This is a genomic window from Aeromonas sp. S12(2024) (assembly GCF_041402305.1).
GTDB classification, from domain to species: domain Bacteria; phylum Pseudomonadota; class Gammaproteobacteria; order Enterobacterales; family Aeromonadaceae; genus Aeromonas; species Aeromonas veronii.
In genome coordinates, this window is sequence record NZ_JBGLRB010000005.1 from 89,090 (window position 1) to 106,876 (window position 17,787).

16 protein-coding genes are annotated in these 17,787 nt (G+C 58.1%); 8 read left to right on the forward strand and 8 right to left on the reverse strand.

From position 1 onward, the window contains the following. Positions 1-209 precede the first annotated feature (209 nt). From ACB035_RS06690 to ACB035_RS06715, 6 genes are all read left to right on the forward strand, one after another. Positions 210-2,492 (forward strand): tetratricopeptide repeat protein, encoded by a 2,283-nt coding sequence (locus tag ACB035_RS06690; protein ID WP_371166947.1) that lies wholly within the window; start codon positions 210-212, stop codon positions 2,490-2,492. Between the two features lie 83 nt (positions 2,493-2,575). Then, a complete protein-coding gene (locus tag ACB035_RS06695; protein ID WP_255909276.1) occupies positions 2,576-4,192 on the forward strand; it encodes a diguanylate cyclase in 1,617 nt (538 codons plus the stop codon). A 148-nt stretch (positions 4,193-4,340) separates the two neighbouring features. Then, positions 4,341-5,696: a nucleotide 5'-monophosphate nucleosidase PpnN gene (ppnN, locus tag ACB035_RS06700; protein ID WP_005338611.1), complete on the forward strand. Its 1,356-nt coding sequence runs from the start codon at positions 4,341-4,343 to the stop codon at positions 5,694-5,696. A gap of 135 nt (positions 5,697-5,831) precedes the next feature. Further along, entirely contained in the window at positions 5,832-6,632 is an 801-nt protein-coding gene (xni, locus tag ACB035_RS06705; protein WP_129504575.1) for a flap endonuclease Xni, read from the forward strand. Positions 6,633-6,791: 159 nt separating this feature from the next. Continuing rightward, positions 6,792-7,799 (forward strand): isocitrate dehydrogenase, encoded by a 1,008-nt coding sequence (locus ACB035_RS06710; RefSeq protein ID WP_005349723.1) that lies wholly within the window; start codon positions 6,792-6,794, stop codon positions 7,797-7,799. Between the two features lie 117 nt (positions 7,800-7,916). Then, complete coding sequence (locus ACB035_RS06715; protein ID WP_005349721.1) at positions 7,917-8,375, forward strand: hypothetical protein; 459 nt, start codon at positions 7,917-7,919, stop codon at positions 8,373-8,375. 82 nt (positions 8,376-8,457) lie between these two features. Here ACB035_RS06715 and rlmM read toward each other — a convergent pair whose 3' ends face one another. From rlmM to dinB, 6 genes are all read right to left on the reverse strand, one after another. Next, a complete protein-coding gene (rlmM, locus tag ACB035_RS06720; RefSeq protein WP_005338617.1) occupies positions 8,458-9,552 on the reverse strand; it encodes a 23S rRNA (cytidine(2498)-2'-O)-methyltransferase RlmM in 1,095 nt (364 codons plus the stop codon). After that, positions 9,545-9,931, reverse strand: coding sequence for a DUF423 domain-containing protein (locus tag ACB035_RS06725; protein WP_371166948.1), 387 nt, complete (start codon positions 9,929-9,931; stop codon positions 9,545-9,547). Before ACB035_RS06725 ends, rlmM begins: the two co-directional genes overlap by 8 nt. 51 nt (positions 9,932-9,982) lie before the next feature. Then, positions 9,983-10,612: an alpha/beta family hydrolase gene (locus tag ACB035_RS06730; protein WP_371166949.1), complete on the reverse strand. Its 630-nt coding sequence runs from the start codon at positions 10,610-10,612 to the stop codon at positions 9,983-9,985. Continuing rightward, complete coding sequence (locus tag ACB035_RS06735) at positions 10,605-11,525, reverse strand: transcriptional regulator GcvA (RefSeq protein ID WP_005338622.1); 921 nt, start codon at positions 11,523-11,525, stop codon at positions 10,605-10,607. The genes ACB035_RS06730 and ACB035_RS06735 overlap by 8 nt, the downstream gene beginning before the upstream one ends. 282 nt (positions 11,526-11,807) lie before the next feature. Next, positions 11,808-13,949: a methyl-accepting chemotaxis protein gene (locus ACB035_RS06740; protein WP_120414960.1), complete on the reverse strand. Its 2,142-nt coding sequence runs from the start codon at positions 13,947-13,949 to the stop codon at positions 11,808-11,810. A 66-nt stretch (positions 13,950-14,015) separates the two neighbouring features. Further along, entirely contained in the window at positions 14,016-15,071 is a 1,056-nt protein-coding gene (dinB, locus tag ACB035_RS06745) for a DNA polymerase IV (protein ID WP_136501509.1), read from the reverse strand. Positions 15,072-15,202: 131 nt separating this feature from the next. Between dinB and ACB035_RS06750 the strand changes: the two genes are divergently transcribed. Continuing rightward, positions 15,203-15,409, forward strand: a complete 207-nt coding sequence (locus ACB035_RS06750; RefSeq protein ID WP_005338629.1) for a hypothetical protein — start codon at positions 15,203-15,205, stop codon at positions 15,407-15,409. A gap of 111 nt (positions 15,410-15,520) precedes the next feature. Here ACB035_RS06750 and ACB035_RS06755 read toward each other — a convergent pair whose 3' ends face one another. Together ACB035_RS06755 and ACB035_RS06760 are read right to left on the reverse strand one after the other, a co-directional pair. Next, positions 15,521-16,081 (reverse strand): DJ-1 family glyoxalase III, encoded by a 561-nt coding sequence (locus ACB035_RS06755; protein ID WP_371166950.1) that lies wholly within the window; start codon positions 16,079-16,081, stop codon positions 15,521-15,523. Between the two features lie 37 nt (positions 16,082-16,118). Then, the gene (locus ACB035_RS06760) at positions 16,119-17,072 is read right to left on the reverse strand and encodes a ketopantoate reductase family protein (protein ID WP_005349703.1); all 954 of its coding nucleotides are present in this window, start codon (positions 17,070-17,072) and stop codon (positions 16,119-16,121) included. A gap of 200 nt (positions 17,073-17,272) precedes the next feature. On the opposite strand from ACB035_RS06760, the gene ACB035_RS06765 reads away from it, so the two are divergent. Then, positions 17,273-17,755, forward strand: coding sequence for a YajQ family cyclic di-GMP-binding protein (locus tag ACB035_RS06765; RefSeq protein WP_005338634.1), 483 nt, complete (start codon positions 17,273-17,275; stop codon positions 17,753-17,755). Positions 17,756-17,787 lie beyond the last annotated feature (32 nt).

The following is a 17,787-nucleotide window of genomic DNA, read 5'->3' on the forward strand; positions in this document are numbered from 1 at the left end:
GTCGAGTTGCGACAGAGAGGGCAGTCGCACTGCCCTCCATGACGGGCAGAAAGGTTTCAATCGATGCTTTACGCAGCAGGGATAAGGGGGCTGGATAATAAAATCCAGACGAAACCCACTTGCCGGCCACCAGCAAACCACAGTAAACGCTGGACTCGCAGGGGGGGGCTTGGATAACATGCCAACACCTCTGCGCCGTCCTTAATCCAATGAATCAACTGTTTTTTCTGGCCATGATGATGTCCTCCCTGTCAGCTCCGAATCTGGATCTGGACAAGGAGCAACTCTCTATCGATCTGCAACAAGCGCAATCGATGGTACTGACCGATCCTGCCAGATGCGTCCAGATCACCACCGCCTTCCTGACGCGCGCAGCCAATAATCCCCAGCAAATCATCAGCAATCGCCAGGAGTTCGGTTATCGCGAGCCCATCCTGAGTTACAGCACGGCGGCCCAGACCATAGGCGCCCACCTGCTCAAAGGGGAGTGTCTGCTGCAACTGGGCCAATATCAGGCCACCCAGCAAGCGCTCGACAAGGCGATGGCGCTGGCAGACAAAGAGCGGCAACCGGAACTCAAGGCCCACGGCCTCTATCTCAAAATCCGCAGTCAGGCCCTCAAACCGGATAACCAGAGCACCAGTCGCGCCCTGATGGATCAACTGGACGAACAGTTGGCCGTCCCCACGCTCAAGCAGAGCCAGCTCCAGATTTATGGCCGCCTGCAACGCACCAGCTACGACATCGAGAACCAGCACTTCGATGATGCCAAGGCCCACTTGGCAGATGCGCGGATCTGGGCCGCCAAGACCCCCAATCCCCTCGCCAGTGCCTGGGTCAGCGCCATCAGCGGCGACCTTTATCGCGCGCTGCAGCAGCCACAGCTGGCGCTGGGGGAATATATCGATGCCCAGCAACAGGCCAAAAGCCTCAATGACCCGCTCTTTCTCGGCCTGCTGTCGAACCAGATCGTGAAACTCTACCAGCAGGAGCAGGAGCCACAGAAAGCGCTGCAGTATGCCAATGAGGCGGCCAACTACTTCCACTCCATCGGCAACCCCTCCCTGCTGTGCGACTCCCTGATGGTGCTGGCGCGACTCAACCGCGAGCAGGGCGACCTCAATATGGCGCTGGTCTACTTCTTCAATGCGCTGGATCTGCTCGATGAAGGGAGCAACCGACCGCAAGCCTCCCTGCTCAAATACGAAATCGGCAAGACCTACCTGCAAAGCGGCAACCTCTCGCTGGCCAGCAACTACCTCAATGCGGCCCGTCAGTCTCACGAACTGAGCGATGCCAAAGAGCCGCTGATCGATACCCTGCTGCTGCTCGGCGAGCTCTATCTGAGGAAGCAGGAGGCCGCCATCGCCATCCTGCAGTTGGAGAACGCCCGCGCACTGGCCAATCAGCTCGGCGATACCCGCCGCCAGTACGAGGTATTCCGCCTGTTGTCGCTTGCCTACGAGCAGAAGGGGTATCTGCGTCAGGCACTCGACAGCTACAAGCGCTTCCACCGTCTTGGCGAGGAGGTGCGCCAGCAGGAGCAAGCCATTGAGCAGGCGGCGATCCGCGACAACTATGTTCAGGTCGAGCGGGTACAACATATCAAGGAGCTGGAGCAGCGGCTTAACAACAGCCAGCATCAGCAGGAGCGCTATCTCTGGTCGAGCATCACCACCAGCCTGCTGCTGGCGCTCTTTATCTACCTCTTCTTCACCCTCTGGCTCAAGCTGCGTACTGCCCGCCTGCAACTGAAACGGACCAATGAGGCCCTGCTGATCGAGCCACGCTCAGGGCTGGCCAACTGGCAGCGGCTGATGAACCGCTGGCCGCGGGAGATGGCAAAGCGCCAGCTGAAATCGGATCGCTGGTACCTCAGTGAACAGCCCTCCAGCGAGTTCGATGACAAGCTGCACTATCTGCTGTTCCGTGTGCCTTTCCTGGTCAACACGCTGGAGCGCCACGGCTATCAGGCAAGCAGAGAAATCGAGCAGGCCTTTGGTGCCTATATGGACACCCTGACCCCGCAAGATGGCCGTATCTATGACTTGCGTGAAGGACACATGCTCTATGTAGTGCCACAGCGCCACGTCACCAACCTGCATCAACTGGCGGGAGACCTGCTGACCGCCATCGCCGCCTTCCCTTGCAACTATCCGCTGGATCGCCAGATCAGCCTCGGGATTGTCAGTCACCCCTTCCTGCCGAAAGCGGCGACCGCGCTCGATCACAATGGCCTGTTTGACCTCTGCTATCTCGCCCTGTCGGGAGCCATTCAGCTCAGTGAAAAATGCCAGCAAAACGCCTGGTTGGAGCTCGCGGCGATCGATTGCCAACAAGCGGCATTTTTTAATGGAGATGTGTGGCAATGCGGCCTGATGGCAATTGACAAGGGACTGGTAAAAGTCAATTCTTCTCATGAAAAGCAATGGGTTAATTGGCCCTGCCTTGCAAGGAAGCCGGCAGCCGATAACCACCAGGAAATAATGTAGATAACAGGCGAGGATCGAAACCAGGTTCGACCACTGTTGCTATCCAACACCAAAAACAATAATGACAACAGGGCGACCTGATAATGAATGACATCGCTGCCGTAGCAGGACAATTGGCAAGACTCAGGGAATCCCTTCAGCAGAAACAGCTGGAACTCGACGGCGTACTGTCGTTTTCCGATGCAGAGCGTGCCCGTGGTATTCAGTTTATCAACAAGTTGATGCTCTCCTGCCGTGGCTTCGACCGCGAGCTGGACAATCGCTTCGCCAAGCTCAAGCAGAAACTGGATAACAATCCCGCATTTACCGCGCTAGACGAGGATCTGCTGGCCATTGAAAAACTGCTGCAGCAGCACAGCAATGTGCTGGAAGAGTCGATCACCCTGACCCAGACCGCCATCGAACTTGGTTCCAAACAGCTGAAAAACATCAAGGGCTTCCCGGAAGAGACCCGCAAGTCCCTCAAGGAATTTCTGGCAAGTCCCGCCGGTTACGGCATTGCCGATCACCAGAAGAAGGTGATCAAGCTGCTGGAGTTCTACCAGCAGGCGATCAAGATCCAGCTGCTGCCAAGCCAACCCCTGTTGGCACCGTCAGGTGCAACGCAACAAGAAAGCGATACTGCCAGCAACGATGGCCAGCCCGATGTCGACCCGTTTGATCTCAAGGATCACGCTCGCATCGCCGATGAGCTGCAGCGGCTTATCACCGAACTCGACTTTGCCGGCGCCATCGGCGAAAGCCTGAGCGACATTCGCCGCCAGCTGCTGATCGGGATCAACCCTGCCCTGCTGGCGGAAACCTGCCTGCAGGTGATCGAGCTCATCATCGAAGGCACCCGTGAGGAGCGCAAAGCCTCCCGCGCCTTCCTCAGCTCCCTCAACGAAAGCCTCTCCGCAGTACATGTCGGGTTTACCGAATCCCTCGATGAGGGGCGTGCGCTGCAAAACGAAACCCGCGAGACCCGCGAGGCGCTGGTCAACGAGTTGCAGGCGATCGATCACTCCCTGGCCAGCCATAACTCCATCGATGCGCTCAAGCGCGCCATCTCCGGCCATATGGGCGCCATCAACCTGCTGCTGCAAGAGCGTGACAGCACTGCGGCGCGAGAGCGCCACCTGCTCACCCGCCTCTCCACCATGGAGTCCAAGCTGCGCTTGATGAAGGAGGAGACCGCCGAGTACAAGAAGCGGCTGACCATTCAAAAACACAAGCTGTTCCTCGACAGCCTGACCCAGGTACACAACCGGGCCGCCCTCGATGAACGGCTGGAGCAGGAATACAAACGTTGGCTTCGTTACCGCACTCCGCTCTGCATGGCGATCATCGACATCGATCACTTCAAGAATATCAATGACAACTACGGCCATATGGCAGGTGACAAGGCGTTGAAAGTGGTCGCCAAAGCGCTGCAGAGCGCGCTGCGTGACACAGATTTCATCGCCCGTTTTGGTGGGGAAGAGTTCGTGGTGTTGCTGCCCAACATCAATCCGGACAAGTTCCAGAAGCCGCTGGAGACCCTGCGCCAGACCATCAAGAGCATCCCGTTCCGTTTTCGCGATGCCAAGGTGGAGATCACCATCTCCATCGGCGCAACCCTGTTCAAGGATGGGGACAACCCGTCAGATGTGTTTGAACGGGCGGACAAGGCACTCTACCACTCCAAGCACACCGGTCGGGATCAAGTGACACTGGCCTGACAAGCGGCTAAAAAAACAGCGAACAGTCGGCGCCCTATTTCCCTCCACCCTCTGTTACCACTACTATCGATCTCAGGGGATGCAACATAGCGTCCCCTTTTCTCCCCAGGGAAAAACACAACGATAACAAGTGAGTAAAGGGGAACCTATGATTACGCACATCAATCCCGTCGGCAGCATGGATTTGCTGTCACAGCTTGAGGTGGATCGCCTCAAGCAGACTGCCTCCAGCGATATCTATCAACTGTTTCGCAACTGCTCGCTGGCAGTGCTCAATTCTGGTAGCCATACCGACAGCTCCAAGGAGATCCTGGAGCGTTTCAAATCGTTCGATATTCATGTGATCCGGCGCGAGCGCGGGGTCAAGCTGGAACTGTTCAATGCCCCCGAGCACGCCTTTGTCGATGGCGAGATCATTCGCGGCATTCAGGAGCACCTCTTCTCGGTGCTGCGCGACATTCTCTATGTCTCCAATCAGCTCGAGTCCAACCGCCAGGTCAATCTGACCAACTCCACTCACATCTCCAACGTGGTGTTCGCCATTCTGCGCAACGCCAAGGTGATCCTGCCCGGCGCCGATCCCAACCTGATCGTCTGCTGGGGTGGCCACTCCATCAACGAGATCGAATACCAGTACACCCGCGCCGTGGGCAGCGAACTGGGCTTGCGTGAGCTGAACATCTGTACCGGCTGTGGCCCTGGCGCCATGGAGGGCCCGATGAAGGGGGCCGCCGTCGGCCATGCCAAACAGCGGGTGCGCAACGGGCGCTACATCGGCCTGACCGAGCCTTCCATCATCGCGGCCGAACCGCCCAACCCCATCGTCAACGAGCTGGTGATCCTGCCGGATATCGAGAAGCGACTTGAAGCCTTCGTGCGCCTCGGCCACGGCATCATCATCTTCCCGGGCGGGGTCGGCACCGCCGAAGAGCTGCTCTATCTGCTCGGCATCATGATGCATCCGGCCAACGAGCGGCAGCCGATGCCCATCATCCTGACCGGCCCGAAAGAGAGTGCCGACTACTTCCGTGCCATCGACGACTTCATCAAGGCGACCCTCGGTGAACCGGCGACCAAACTCTACCGGATCATTGTCGGTGATGCGCCGGAAGTAGCCCGGGTGATGAAAGAGGCGATGCCAAAAATCCGCGAATACCGCAAATCAGTCGGTGATGCCTATTCCTTCAACTGGTCCCTCAAGATTGAGCCGGAGTTCCAACTCCCCTTCGAACCGGATCACGCCAGCATGGCAAGTCTGGACCTTCACCGCAACCAGCCGCCCCAGTTGCTGGCCGCCAACCTGCGTCGTGCCTTCTCCGGCATCGTCGCCGGCAACGTCAAGGAAGGGGGCATTCGCGCCATCGAGAAGAAGGGCCCCTTCAAGCTGCATGGCGACAAGGAGCTGATGCACCTGATGGACAAACTGCTGGAGAGCTTCGTCAAGCAGCAGCGGATGAAGCTGCCGGGCAGCCAGTATGTGCCCTGCTACGAAATCGTCCGCTAGGATACAGATACATCATCGACAGAGGGGCGCATCGGCGCCCCTCTTTATTGGCGCTATGCCTTCCCGACTGCCATCAATCCCCCATAAGGCGAGCGGTTTGTTACAATGGGGCGTCCCGACCGCCAAGAGTGCCACATGTCAACTATCCGGCCACACCTGCTCATCATCGATGCCCTCAATCTCATTCGCCGTCTGCACGCGGTACAGGCCCAGCAGGCACTGACCCCTGCCCAGGCGCTGGTTGCAACCCGCGCCAACCTTATCAATACCTGCCGCAAGCTGCTGGCCAATAGCGAGCCGACCCATGTCATTGCCGTGTTTGATGGCGAGGTGCATAGCTGGCGCAAGGAGGTCTATCCGGCCTACAAGGAAGGGCGAACTCCCATGCCCCCCGAACTGCGTGAAGGGCTGGCGACCCTGCAGGATGCCTTTTGGGAGTGCGGGGTCGATGCCCTGCTCTCCGAGACCGATGAAGCAGATGACCTTATCGCCACTCTCGCCTGCGGCATCGCCAGCCATGGCCATCAGGCGACCATCATCTCCACCGACAAGGGCTTCTGCCAACTGATCTGCCCGCAGATCCGGGTGCGCGACTACTTCAACAAGCGCTGGCTGGATGCGGCCTTCGTCCAGCAGCAATATGGGGTAGCCCCTGCTCAGCTGGTCGACTTCTGGGCCCTGACCGGTATCAGCGGTTCCAATATCAAGGGGGTTCCGGGGATTGGCCCCAAGACCGCCACCCAGCTGTTGCAGAAATATGGCAATCTGGCAGCCATGCTCGAGACCTGCCAGCAAGAGGACGCCGCCAAGCCACTGATCAAGCTGCGCCAACATCAGGATGAGGCCCTGCTGGCCCAGCGGCTGGTGCGCTTGCAGCGGGATATTCCGCTGGGATTCAACCTGCGGGACATCCGCTACCCGCCCCAGCCAGACTAAAGTGCCGAACAAAAATGCAGGCAAGGGCGTGAACCATGACGAGACTCACCCTCGCTGTTGATAAAAGTGAGTAGAATGTAAAGGAATGTGGTTGGTTTGCTGAGTAAATGCTATAAAGCAGCCCCATCCTCCCCTATACCCTGGAAGTGGAACCCTCTCATGTCCAAAAGAAAAATTACCGTGATCCCCGGCGACGGCATCGGCCCCAGCATCATTGAATCAGCCATCCAGATCCTGACCCATGCGGGCTGTGACTTTGAGTACGAATACGCTGATGCGGGTCTGGTTGCCCTCGAGAAGCATGGCGAGCTGCTGCCCCAGGCTACCCTGGATCTGATTGAGAAGAACAAGGTGAGCCTGAAAGGGCCATTGACCACGCCGGTCGGCGGCGGTTTTACCTCCATCAACGTCTCCCTGCGCAAGAAGTTCAACCTCTACGCCAACGTGCGCCCGGTCATCTCCTTCAAGGGCACCAGAAGCCGTTACGACAACATCGACATCATCACAGTGCGCGAAAACACCGAAGGGATGTACTCGGGTGCAGGTCAGAAGCGCAGCGATGACAACAAGAGTGCCGAGGCGATGAGCATCATCACCCGCGAAGGGGCCGAGCGCATCGTCAAGTTTGCCTTCGAGCTGGCTCGTCAGGAAGGGCGCAAGAAGGTCACCATCATCCACAAGGCGAACATCCTCAAGTCGACCTCCGGCCTGTTCCTCGAAGTAGCCCGTGAAATCGCCAGCCACTACCCGGATATCCAGAGCGAAGAGATGATCGTCGATGCCGCCTGCATGAACCTGGTGATGTACCCGGAGCGTTTCGATGTCATGGTCACCACCAACCTGTTCGGCGACATCCTCTCGGATCTTTGCGCCGGTCTGGTTGGCGGCCTTGGCATGGCGCCCGGCGCCAACATCGGCGATGGCGCGGCCATCTTCGAAGCGGTCCACGGCTCTGCCCCCGACATTGCAGGCAAGAACATTGCCAACCCGACCTCGGTGATCCTCGCCTCCATCCAGATGCTGGAGTACCTCGGCATGCAGGATAAAGCAGAGCGGATACGCGAAGCAGTACGAGCCACCATCGAATCCGGTGATCGGGTCACTCGCGATCTGGGTGGCACGGCTTCCACCAGCGAATTCACCCAGGCTATCATCGATCGCCTGTGAGTTAATTCATTGATTTTAAAAGGGAGCTTCGGCTCCCTTTTTTATATTTCCGAATCCTTTTCCACTCCCCGAACAGCAACTATGTTCAATAGAGAAAAAGAACAGGGAGTGTTTTTCATGAAGGGATACGGGTGCTATCTGGTGTCGGGCCTGATGCTAGTGTGTGGTACTGCCAGTGCTTTCGAGCAGGATCAACAGACCCAAACCGCCAAACTGCCACAGCAGGAAAAACGGACTGCCACCGAGGTATGGCGCTCGAGCCTGAATACCAACGACCTGCTAAAAGCGCCCAAACCCCTGTCGTTTGGTATTGAAGTCTCCACCGACAACTTTGGTAATCAAAAGATCACCTCCTACCCGCAGCTCAATCTGACCCCGGAAAAGAGCGTCAGTCTGTCGGTTGAACGCTTCAGACCCAAGGTCAAGTTCAAGGCTGGCGGAATGAACACCGCCCTCAGGCTGAGAGGAGACGGGATAAAGATGCAATTCAATCCGGTCGACAAAACCATCCCGCTGCAGATAGAGATCAAGGTGACCGACGACGAATCCTCCCTGCGCCTCGATTACCGTTTCTGATATTTTCCGGCAGCCGAATAGCAAAAGGCCGACAGGTTTCCCTGTCGGCCTTGGTATTTATCGTACGGGCTGAACGGCTACATCACGCCTTGGGCTCGAGTTTGGAGACCCAGTACTTGTTGTAAACATGTACGGTGATCTCTTCTCGATCGTGATAGAGCTGCTTGGCCTGGATCACGAACGCGTTGTCGATCTCCTTGAGCATCTCGCGCAGCACTTCGATATTGTGTACCGATTCAGCATAACGCTTTTTCATCGGCAGCTTGAGGTTGAACATCGCCTCCTGGCAGTCACCCTCACGGAACCAGTCCGCAATCATGTGAACGACCCGAGCCGGTTTATCGACCATGTCGCACACCAGCCAGTAGGTGTTCTTCTTGCTCGGACGCCAGACGAAACCGTCATCCCGGATATGCTTGACCTGACCGGTATCCATCAGGGATTGGGCCATCATGCCGTTGTCGACCGCCGTCACCATCATGCCACGACGCACCAGCTGATAGGTCCAGCCACCCGGGCAGGCGCCCAGATCCACCGCCTTCATGCCTGAGCAGAGACGCACATCCCACTCTTCCCGCGGCACGAACACGTAAAACGCCTCCTCCAGCTTGAGGCTGGAGCGGCTCGGCGCATCGGCCGGGAAGCGCAGGCGCGGGATCCCCATGTGGAATCCGGAGTTGTTGAACGAATAGGAGTAGCCCAGCAAGACATGATCATTGGCCATGAAGAAGGCGTGGAACACCGGACGGTTTGGCGTCTCCTTCTTGGTCAGGATCTCGTTGCTGCGCAGCGCCTGACGAAGCGGCACGGTGAACTTGCGGCAGAAGGCCGACAGCTCTTTCGCTTCGTTGGTGTCCGCGGTTTCGACCCGCAGATCACCGCAAATGGTGTAGTCACTCACCGCCTCAAGGATGGGGGAGATCCTGTCCGCGACATCCAGATCCTTCAGCTCATGGGTTACCACCAGCATCTGGCGGATGAAGATGAGCTCCCGGAATGGCAGCTTGCGAGCCAGCAGGTCCGCCTGCTCCTCGTCATACAGTTCGAAGATCACATAACCGCTGTCGTCCTTGACCCGGGCGAAACCGTAGCACTGCATGTTACCGGCACGCTCGGTGATCTCTGCAGCCGCCTCTTTCTCAAAACCGGGGCGGCAATAAAGCAGCAGATTATTCATTTTTTCCTCCAAGACGACAGCCAGCCCAGCAGAGGGCCGCCCATCCCAACATAAAACAGAGGCCACCGGCCGGGGTAATCAACCCCAGCCCCTTGCTGCCAAGCAGCACCATGGCGTAAATACTGCCGGAGAATCCGATGATCCCCAGCACAAAAGCGGTGCCAACCAAGTGGATCACCCTACTGCGCACACCACACCAGCCCAGAACCAGCAGGGCCAATGCGTGAAAAAACTGATATTGCACGGCGGTATTGAACGCCGCCAGACGCTCGGGCGTAATACCGGTCGCCGCCAATCCATGGGCGCCATAAGCCCCCAGCATGGTGGCCGTCAACCCGAAGAGACCGGCCAGTATCAGCCAATGTCGATGGATCTGCATCCTCACTCTCCCTCTCTCATCGAGGCTGGCAATCAAACCAACCCTATCGTGCTATCCGTGCCGGGCCACAAAATGGCTGATGGCCGCCGCTGCATGCTGCATATTATCCTGCTCACTCACGCCACTGGCTTTTCGCGGTTTGAAACCATGATCACCATCGGTCAACCAATGGACCGATACGGCGGGTGAGAAGGGGAAATCGGCCAGTTCAGCGCGACTACCGAAGGTATCGCGCTCCCCCTGCAACAGCAGGGTTGGCACTGCAATATGCTTGAGTACCTCGCCTCGCCAGCTGTCGGGCTTGGCCGGAGGGTGGAAAGGATACCCGAGAATGAGCAATCCTGCAGCATTCATCTCACCCTCGCCTTCACGATACAGTTCCGCCGCCATCCGCCCGCCCATCGACTTGCCCGCCAGAAACAGCCGTGGATGGGCAAACTCGCGGATCATGTCGCGCCAATGGGCGAGCAGCACAGGCGCCCTGTCCGGCGGGCGGCGTTTGCCATCCTGTGCACGCTTTGTCATGTAGGGAAAGTTGAAGCGCACCACTTCGATGTCGGGGCCAGCCAGCAGACGTGACAACTCGGTAAGAAAGGCATGATCCATCCCCGCGCCTGCCCCGTGGGCCAGCAAAATGCGAACGGGGGCATCAATTGCCCCCTCGCGGATCACCTCACGCATCGGCGAGCCTTGCCCTGCGACGCGCCTCTTCCTGCTCCACCAGCTCCAGCATCCAGTCGCGGAAGGCCACGATCTTGCCCTGATCCGACTGTTGTTCCTGGCACACCAGATAGAAGGCATTTTTGCTCACCAGCACCTGCTCGAACGGGCAGATAAGGCGGCCGGCCTCAATCTCGGGTTGTGCCAGCACACTGTGGCCAAGCGCCACCCCCTGGCCGTGGATCGCCGCTTGGATCACCATGGTGGAGTGGCTGAAGATGGGCCCCTGATTGACGTTGGGTGCATCGATATCGAGCTGGCGGAACCAAGCCTTCCAGTCGCGGCGGGAGGTATCGTGCAGCAGGGTATGAAGAGTCAAATCTTGCGGCGTACGCAGCGGTTTGGGCCCGGTCAGCAACAAGGGGGAACAGACCGGGATCAGGTATTCGGTATGGAGCTTGTCCGAGCGCAGACCCGGCCAGTTGCCGCGCCCGTAGTAGATGGCGACATCCACATCGTCGGTGAGCGACCCTTCATCGAGATCGACCGCCTTGATCCGTACATCGATATCAGGATGACGCTCGCTGAATTTGACCAGCCGCGGCACCAGCCACTGGATGGCGAAACTCGGCTGCAAACTGACAGTCAACGCCCCCTTGGCACTGCGGGCCAGCAGCTTGTCGGTCGCCTCAGAAATGGAGGCAAAGATGTCCTTGATATCCAGGAAATAGCCCTGCCCCTCTTCGGTCAGCAACAAGGAGCGATTTTTGCGGCGGAACAGCTTGATGCCAAGATACTCCTCCAGCGCCTTGATCTGGTGACTGATGGCAGCCTGAGTCACAAACAACTCTTCTGCTGCGCGGGTAAAGCTTAAGTGACGAGCCGCTGCTTCAAAGGCCTTGAGGGCATTGAGCGGGGGTAAACGACGAGACATGACACCAGCCGACGATGAGTTTTTCTAATGGGGCGCATTATAATTTGTCGGTTGCGGGTCGACCAGTGAATAAACATAATTCGCCCAGCAATCAGTCGTCATATGGCTCACATTTTCTACTACGTGTTGGTTTACATGTGTTTTTAGTGAGTCTTTCGACTGCGATTGTGGTGTTGTGTTTCTTCCTCTGCGGGAAGAGGGGCTCAAATCTCACCGGTTTGACCCAGTCTGTCATCTGAATGTGTTTGGCGCCTCCAGCTGGATGGCGCCTTTTTTCATCTTCTATACCTTGAACTGCCCCACCAGCTGCTGCTGCTTGTCCGCCAGCGCAGAGAGCTCGCGACCATTTTCGGCGGAGGTCGCCGCCTCGGCCCGAATGGTGTGGCTCACATCGCGAATGTTGCTGACGTTGCGGTTGATCTCGTCCGCCACGCGGCTCTGCTCCTGTGCCGCCCGGGCAATCTGCTCGTTCATCTGATGGATGGTGGAGACCGACTGGATAATCTGCTCCAGCACCTGCACCGAGAGATCCACCTTGGCGAGCGTCTCGTCAGCCTGACCATGACCATCGCGGATCGCCTTGACCACGGCGCCGGTACCGGATTGCAGTTGGCTGATCAGGGTCTGTATCTCGACGATGGCATTCTGGGTGCGACCGGCCAGATTGCGCACCTCATCGGCCACCACGGCAAAGCCACGGCCCTGCTCACCGGCCCGCGCCGCTTCAATAGCCGCATTCAGCGCCAGTAAGTTGGTCTGCTCGGCAATTCCCTGAATCACGGTGAGAATATCGTTGATGTTGTCGCTGTTGGCGGAGAGTCGCTCCACCACCGGCTGGGCATCGTTGATGATGGTCATCAGCTTGCGCATCGCCTCCTGGGTGTCGGCAACGACATATTTGCCCTCTTGCGCCGCGGCATCAGTGGTGTTGGCGGCTGCCACCGCCGAGCCGGCATTACCGGAGACCTGCAACGCCGTGGCGCTCAGCTCTTCAAATGCCGTCGCCACCAGATCGATCTCCTGATACTGGGCCTGCATGCCACTGCTGGTGCGCTCGGCCACTTGCGCAGCTCGCTCGGCACTGTTGCGCGTACCGGAGACGGTATCAATCACCTGACTGATGGTGGATTGCAACTTGTTGAGGAAGCTGTTGAACCACTTGGCCAGCTCGCCGATTTCGTCTTGCCGCTGGATCTCGATACGCTGGGTCAAATCCCCCTCACCGCTGGCGATATCCTTGAGGCGGGCAACCACGGCGCGGATGGGCGCCACAATCTGGCGCGCCATCAACCAGATAAAACTCAGGGCCACCAGCGAGATCAGCACCCCGATCGACAGTTGCGAGACCACGCTGCGATTGGCCTCACTGGCCAGCTCATCTTGCAGTTGCTGGGCCGAGGCCAGCACTACGGCCCGTGGCAATTCAATGTAGATGCCCCATTTACGGTCGGTGCCACGCATGGATACCGGGACAAAGGTCTGCAACAAGGTGCCATCGCTGCTCCAGCGAGTCAGCTCCTGACCCTGACTGAGCCAGCCTTTCAGCTCGCTGGCCAGCCCCTGATACTTCTGATCCAGCCCACGCCCCATGGTCACATCGAACTCATCGGCTCCCGCCACGCGCCCCTCGTGACTGACCAGCAAGATTCTGCCCTTGCCGTCATAGAGCTCCTTGTCCATGGTACTGACCAGACTCTGCAAAGTGGCCAGCGAGATATCGACCCCGACCATCCCCAGCAAGGTCTCCTGCTCCAGTAGCGGGACCGTCACCGAGGTCATCAATATCTGTTTATCGCCCACATCGTCCAGATAGGGCTCCAGCAGGCAGAGGGCACGGGTGCGAATGCTGCAGCGATACCACTCATTTTCGATTCCACCAGCCTCGGTCGGGCTCTCATCGGCCAGTACATCCTCATTCTGCACTTCCGGCTCTATCTTGCCGTTGTCGTAGGCCCAGTAACTGGAAAAACGCCCCTTGTCGTTGGAACCCAGCGCCGTTGAGCCCTGATAGTTGCTGTCTTCCCCATCCAGCTGGTCAGGCTCGAACACCGCATAGACACCAAGCAGATTGGTCGATGAGGCAACGGCATCGTGCAATTGCTGATTGACGGCGCTGCGCAGCGCCTCCGAATGGACAAAGTTCTCGGCCGCATTCTTGCGCTGGAACAACACGCTCTCCGCCAGCAAACTGGCGCGGAAATAGGCCTCATCGAGATAGCTGGTCACCTTGGCCGCCTGCTCCGAGCCCATCGCCTTCATCCAGTTCTCGGCCGACTGCTGCGCCTCATGCATGGTGGCTTGCCGCACCTGCTGTTGCATCTTGTTCGCGTTGTAAATCGAAGAGGCAACCAGAGCGGCGGCTGTCACCAACAGACAGCAACCGGCGATCAGGGTAATCCGACCCTGGACAGAAAGAGCGCTCATGCCAATATTCCTACGTCATACAGATATGGATAGATTATCGACTTTATAAACAAAAACTTAACTCTCTCACAGCAAATCCAGCGAGAGTTGATTATCTTCACCCTCTTTTGGCAAACCCACCACCAAGCCCAGCAGGCGAACCGAACGCCCTTGCGCCCGCTGTAACCCCTCTTTGAGCAGGGGAACGAACAAGGCTGGCTGATAGCCACCCTGACTGCGATAGACAGTGGTCTGGTGGAAATCGGCAAACTTGAGCTTGATCCCCTGCCCCATCACCTGCTCGGCAGGGCACGCCAGCTGAAATCGCCGCTCCAGCTCCGGCAGCAGTTGCTGCAATACCGTCAAACAGGCGGCTTCGTCACAAACATCGCTCGCCAAGGTGGTCTCCACCCCGATGGTTTTGCGGATCCGGTGCGCCTGCACCGGCTGTTCATCCAGCCCCCAGATCCGGGTCGTCAACATCTCCCCCAGCTTGCCAAAACGGCTGCACAGCTCTTGTGCCGACAAAGCCCGCGCATCCTCACAGGTGTAGAGCCCTTGCGCCTCCAGCCGCTCGGCAGTCTTGCGCCCAACCCCGGGCAGTTTGCCGAGGGGCAACTGGCAGACAAATTCAGCCACTTCGTCGGGACGAATGACAAACAGACCATCGGGTTTGCGCTGCTCCGAGGCGAGCTTGGCGAGAAACTTGTTGGGGGCCACTCCGGCCGAGGCGGTCAACCCCAGTTCGGTGACGATGGCTTGCCGGATCTCTTGCGCCATCAGGGTGGCGCTACCGCCACAACAGCGACTGTGGGTCACGTCGAGGTAAGCCTCGTCCAGCGACAGTGGTTCAACCTGATCGGTATAGCGGAGGAAAATGGCCCTGAGCTGACGGGAGATATCCTTGTACACCGCCATTCGCCCAGGGATCAGTACCAGCGGTGGGCAGAGTTTTTTCGCCAGTGCGCTCGGCATGGCGGAGCGCACCCCGAACCGGCGCGCCACATAGTTGCAGGTCGAGATAACGCCGCGTCGCTCGGAGGCCCCACCGATGGCGAGCGGCACCTCCCGCAACGCCGGATTGTCCCGCATCTCCACCGCGGCAAAAAAGCAGTCCATGTCGATATGGATGATTTTGCGCATACCACTGTATAAATAAACAGACATGACATCATCTTACCCCAAGGATAACCGCAGCTCTATCTCTCTTGTTGCGGCTAAAATAGTAGACTCCAAGGAGACCTTCACTGCCACAATGACAAGGAGCGTTCGGGATGAAATATCTTTGGTTGGGACTCTGTTTGCTACCGTTGACCGGCATCGGCAAGAACAACCCGACGGCAGAGTGCCGCTGGCTGTACGACCGGATTGAGATACTGGAACAGGCTATCAAGAAAGGAGACAAGCTCGGCACAGAGCAAGAATTGGCACGCTGGAAAACTGAGTACAACAAAAAACAGTGCTCACAGTACGACTACTGAGCCGGACAAGATGGCGTGACCGACAACGGCAGATAACAAACGGGCCCCGATCATCTTGATCGGGGCCCGTTTTTCAAAGCATGGCCAGCTTGATTCTGCAGCAGAGTGCGCTCAAGGCAGCACCATAGGGCCAGCGACAGTGGCCGCCACTTCATCCCCGCACAGCACCCGGACCAGTTCAAGCGCAAACTCGATGGCGCTGCCCGGCCCCTGGCTGGTGATAAGGCGATGAGCCTCATCTCTGACTACCCGCTCATGTGACAGCTGCGATGTCGGTAGTCGGGGCTGAAAGCCGGGATGACAGGTGACGATGGCACCATCCAGCAGAGCGTGATGTTGCAACACCACCACAGGGGCGGCGCAGATGGCAGCGCGCCAGCGGCCAAGAGCGGCCTGCTCTTTGAGCAGATCGATGGCCAGCGGGGTATCGCGGATCACTTCGCTGCCGGGCAAGCCGCCGGGTACCACGATGGCTTCAAAATCCCGACGGGTCAGTTCGTCGATATGACAATCGGCCACCAGCTGTACCCCGCGCGATGCCTTCACCTGCCGGGATCCGGCTGGGCAACAAGAGGCCAGCACCACCTCGATGCTGGCGCGCACCAGGGTATCGACAATGGCGACCGTCTCTATCTCTTCCGACCCGGGAGCCACCAGCACCAGTACACTCACGTTCGCCTCCTTGCTGCTTGCTCTGCTATGTAAAAGGTCAGACGGCCTGACTCTTCTCTTTGATCGCCTGATAGAGACCCTGATTGACCGGTACGGCAATGCCATGCCGGGCAGCCTTGGCCAGCAGGAAGCCGGTGATGGCCTCAATCTCGGTCTCGCGTCCCAGCTCCATATCCTGATGCATGGAGGAGTAATTGTCAGCGGTCAGTTCCACCACTGTCATCACCCGGCGTTGCAACTCCTCTGCCGTGGTTGCAATCCCTTCTGCACACATCACATCCGCCACTTCCACGCAGATCTGCTGCAGGGCATCGGCAAAACGGGGGCCAGCCAGCTCGCCATTTTTCAGCTTGTAGAGGGCCGTCAGGGGATTGATGGCACAGTTGATAGCCAGCTTTTGCCACTGGCGCGTCAATACCTGCTCATCCCAGCCAGCCTGCCCCAGTGCCAGCGCCAGCTCGTCCGCGAGCGCGGCATGGGCCTTGGCGGCATCGTTGATCGGGCCAAGCCAGGTTTCCCCCTTGCCAGTATGACGGAAGACAAAATGGCCGCACTGCATGGCACCATGGCTGGTGACACCGGCAATCACCGGATTGTGCGGGAACATCTCGACCACCTGCTCGGCAATGCCCATCCCGTTGTGCAGCAGCACGATCGGCACGCCGGCATCTAGCTTACCCACCAGCGGCGTCAGTGCGGCAATCACCTGACTGGCCTTGGTCATCACCAGCAGACGCTGGATCTTGCCGGGTTTGCTGACAAACCCGCGCTCGATATTGAGCAGCTGGACATGCCCCTCCAGCGAGGTGAAATCGATCCCCGGATGGAGCGTGGACTTATGATGTTCGCGTAACAAGACACGGGTGGATTGACCACTCTGGGTCAACAGGGAGGCAAAAACGCCGCCGAGGGCGCCACAACCCAACAGTGACCACTTCGGAGTAACGGGTGGAATAACGGGCTGTCGGGAATTTTTTAATCCGCTTGGCATGGTGTGACTCTGTCAGGGTAAGGGTTGCAATCCTCTCAACCTGTTACCGGGGATAAGTGAAGATGTCGCTGGTGGACACTAACGGGTCCACCCGTCCTGTGCGCAGGGGATTCTAGCAGAGCAACCCCATCAAAATCAGCAAATTTGCCCGTTTTCTGGTAGATTTGCCCCCCGATAACGCAACATGAGGAGCTCCGGCTATGCCGTCATTCGATATTGTCTCTGAAGTCAAAATGAACGAGGTGTTGAACGCAGTCGACAACGCCAATCGTGAACTGGCCACCCGTTTCGATTTTCGTGGGGTAGAAGCCAGCTTCGAGTTGAACAAGGAAGAGGTAAAGCTGGAAGCTGATGCTGATTTCCAGCTCAAGCAGATGGTCGAAATCCTGCGTGGTGCCCTGCTCAAGCGCAACATCGAAAACAGCTCCATGGAAGTGGGTGACTCCGTTCACTCCGGCAAACGCTTCCACCTGACCGTCAAGTTCAAACAGGGGATCGAGAAAGAGATCGCCAAGAAGCTGGTCAAGCTGATTAAGGACTCCAAAATCAAGGTACAGGTCGCCATCCAGGGTGATGAAGTACGTGTCACCGGCAAGAAGCGTGACGATCTGCAAGAGACCATGGCACTGGTCCGTGGCGCCGAACTGGGTCAACCGATGCAGTTCCAGAACTTCCGCGACTGATTTATCCACTCAGCCGTGGCGCACTTGATTAC

Bases quoted from the DNA above. Each gene is read 5' to 3' on its own strand.
- ACB035_RS06690 (WP_371166947.1), top strand. From the start codon at position 210: ATGAATCAACTGTTTTTTCTGGCCATGATGATGTCCTCCCTGTCAGCT.
- ACB035_RS06695 (WP_255909276.1), top strand. From the start codon at position 2,576: ATGAATGACATCGCTGCCGTAGCAGGACAATTGGCAAGACTCAGGGAA.
- ppnN (WP_005338611.1), top strand. From the start codon at position 4,341: ATGATTACGCACATCAATCCCGTCGGCAGCATGGATTTGCTGTCACAG.
- xni (WP_129504575.1), top strand. From the start codon at position 5,832: ATGTCAACTATCCGGCCACACCTGCTCATCATCGATGCCCTCAATCTC.
- ACB035_RS06710 (WP_005349723.1), top strand. From the start codon at position 6,792: ATGTCCAAAAGAAAAATTACCGTGATCCCCGGCGACGGCATCGGCCCC.
- ACB035_RS06715 (WP_005349721.1), top strand. From the start codon at position 7,917: ATGAAGGGATACGGGTGCTATCTGGTGTCGGGCCTGATGCTAGTGTGT.
- rlmM (WP_005338617.1), bottom strand. From the start codon at position 9,552: ATGAATAATCTGCTGCTTTATTGCCGCCCCGGTTTTGAGAAAGAGGCG.
- ACB035_RS06725 (WP_371166948.1), bottom strand. From the start codon at position 9,931: ATGCAGATCCATCGACATTGGCTGATACTGGCCGGTCTCTTCGGGTTG.
- ACB035_RS06730 (WP_371166949.1), bottom strand. From the start codon at position 10,612: ATGCGTGAGGTGATCCGCGAGGGGGCAATTGATGCCCCCGTTCGCATT.
- ACB035_RS06735 (WP_005338622.1), bottom strand. From the start codon at position 11,525: ATGTCTCGTCGTTTACCCCCGCTCAATGCCCTCAAGGCCTTTGAAGCA.
- ACB035_RS06740 (WP_120414960.1), bottom strand. From the start codon at position 13,949: ATGAGCGCTCTTTCTGTCCAGGGTCGGATTACCCTGATCGCCGGTTGC.
- dinB (WP_136501509.1), bottom strand. From the start codon at position 15,071: ATGCGCAAAATCATCCATATCGACATGGACTGCTTTTTTGCCGCGGTG.
- ACB035_RS06750 (WP_005338629.1), top strand. From the start codon at position 15,203: ATGAAATATCTTTGGTTGGGACTCTGTTTGCTACCGTTGACCGGCATC.
- ACB035_RS06760 (WP_005349703.1), bottom strand. From the start codon at position 17,072: ATGCCAAGCGGATTAAAAAATTCCCGACAGCCCGTTATTCCACCCGTT.
- ACB035_RS06765 (WP_005338634.1), top strand. From the start codon at position 17,273: ATGCCGTCATTCGATATTGTCTCTGAAGTCAAAATGAACGAGGTGTTG.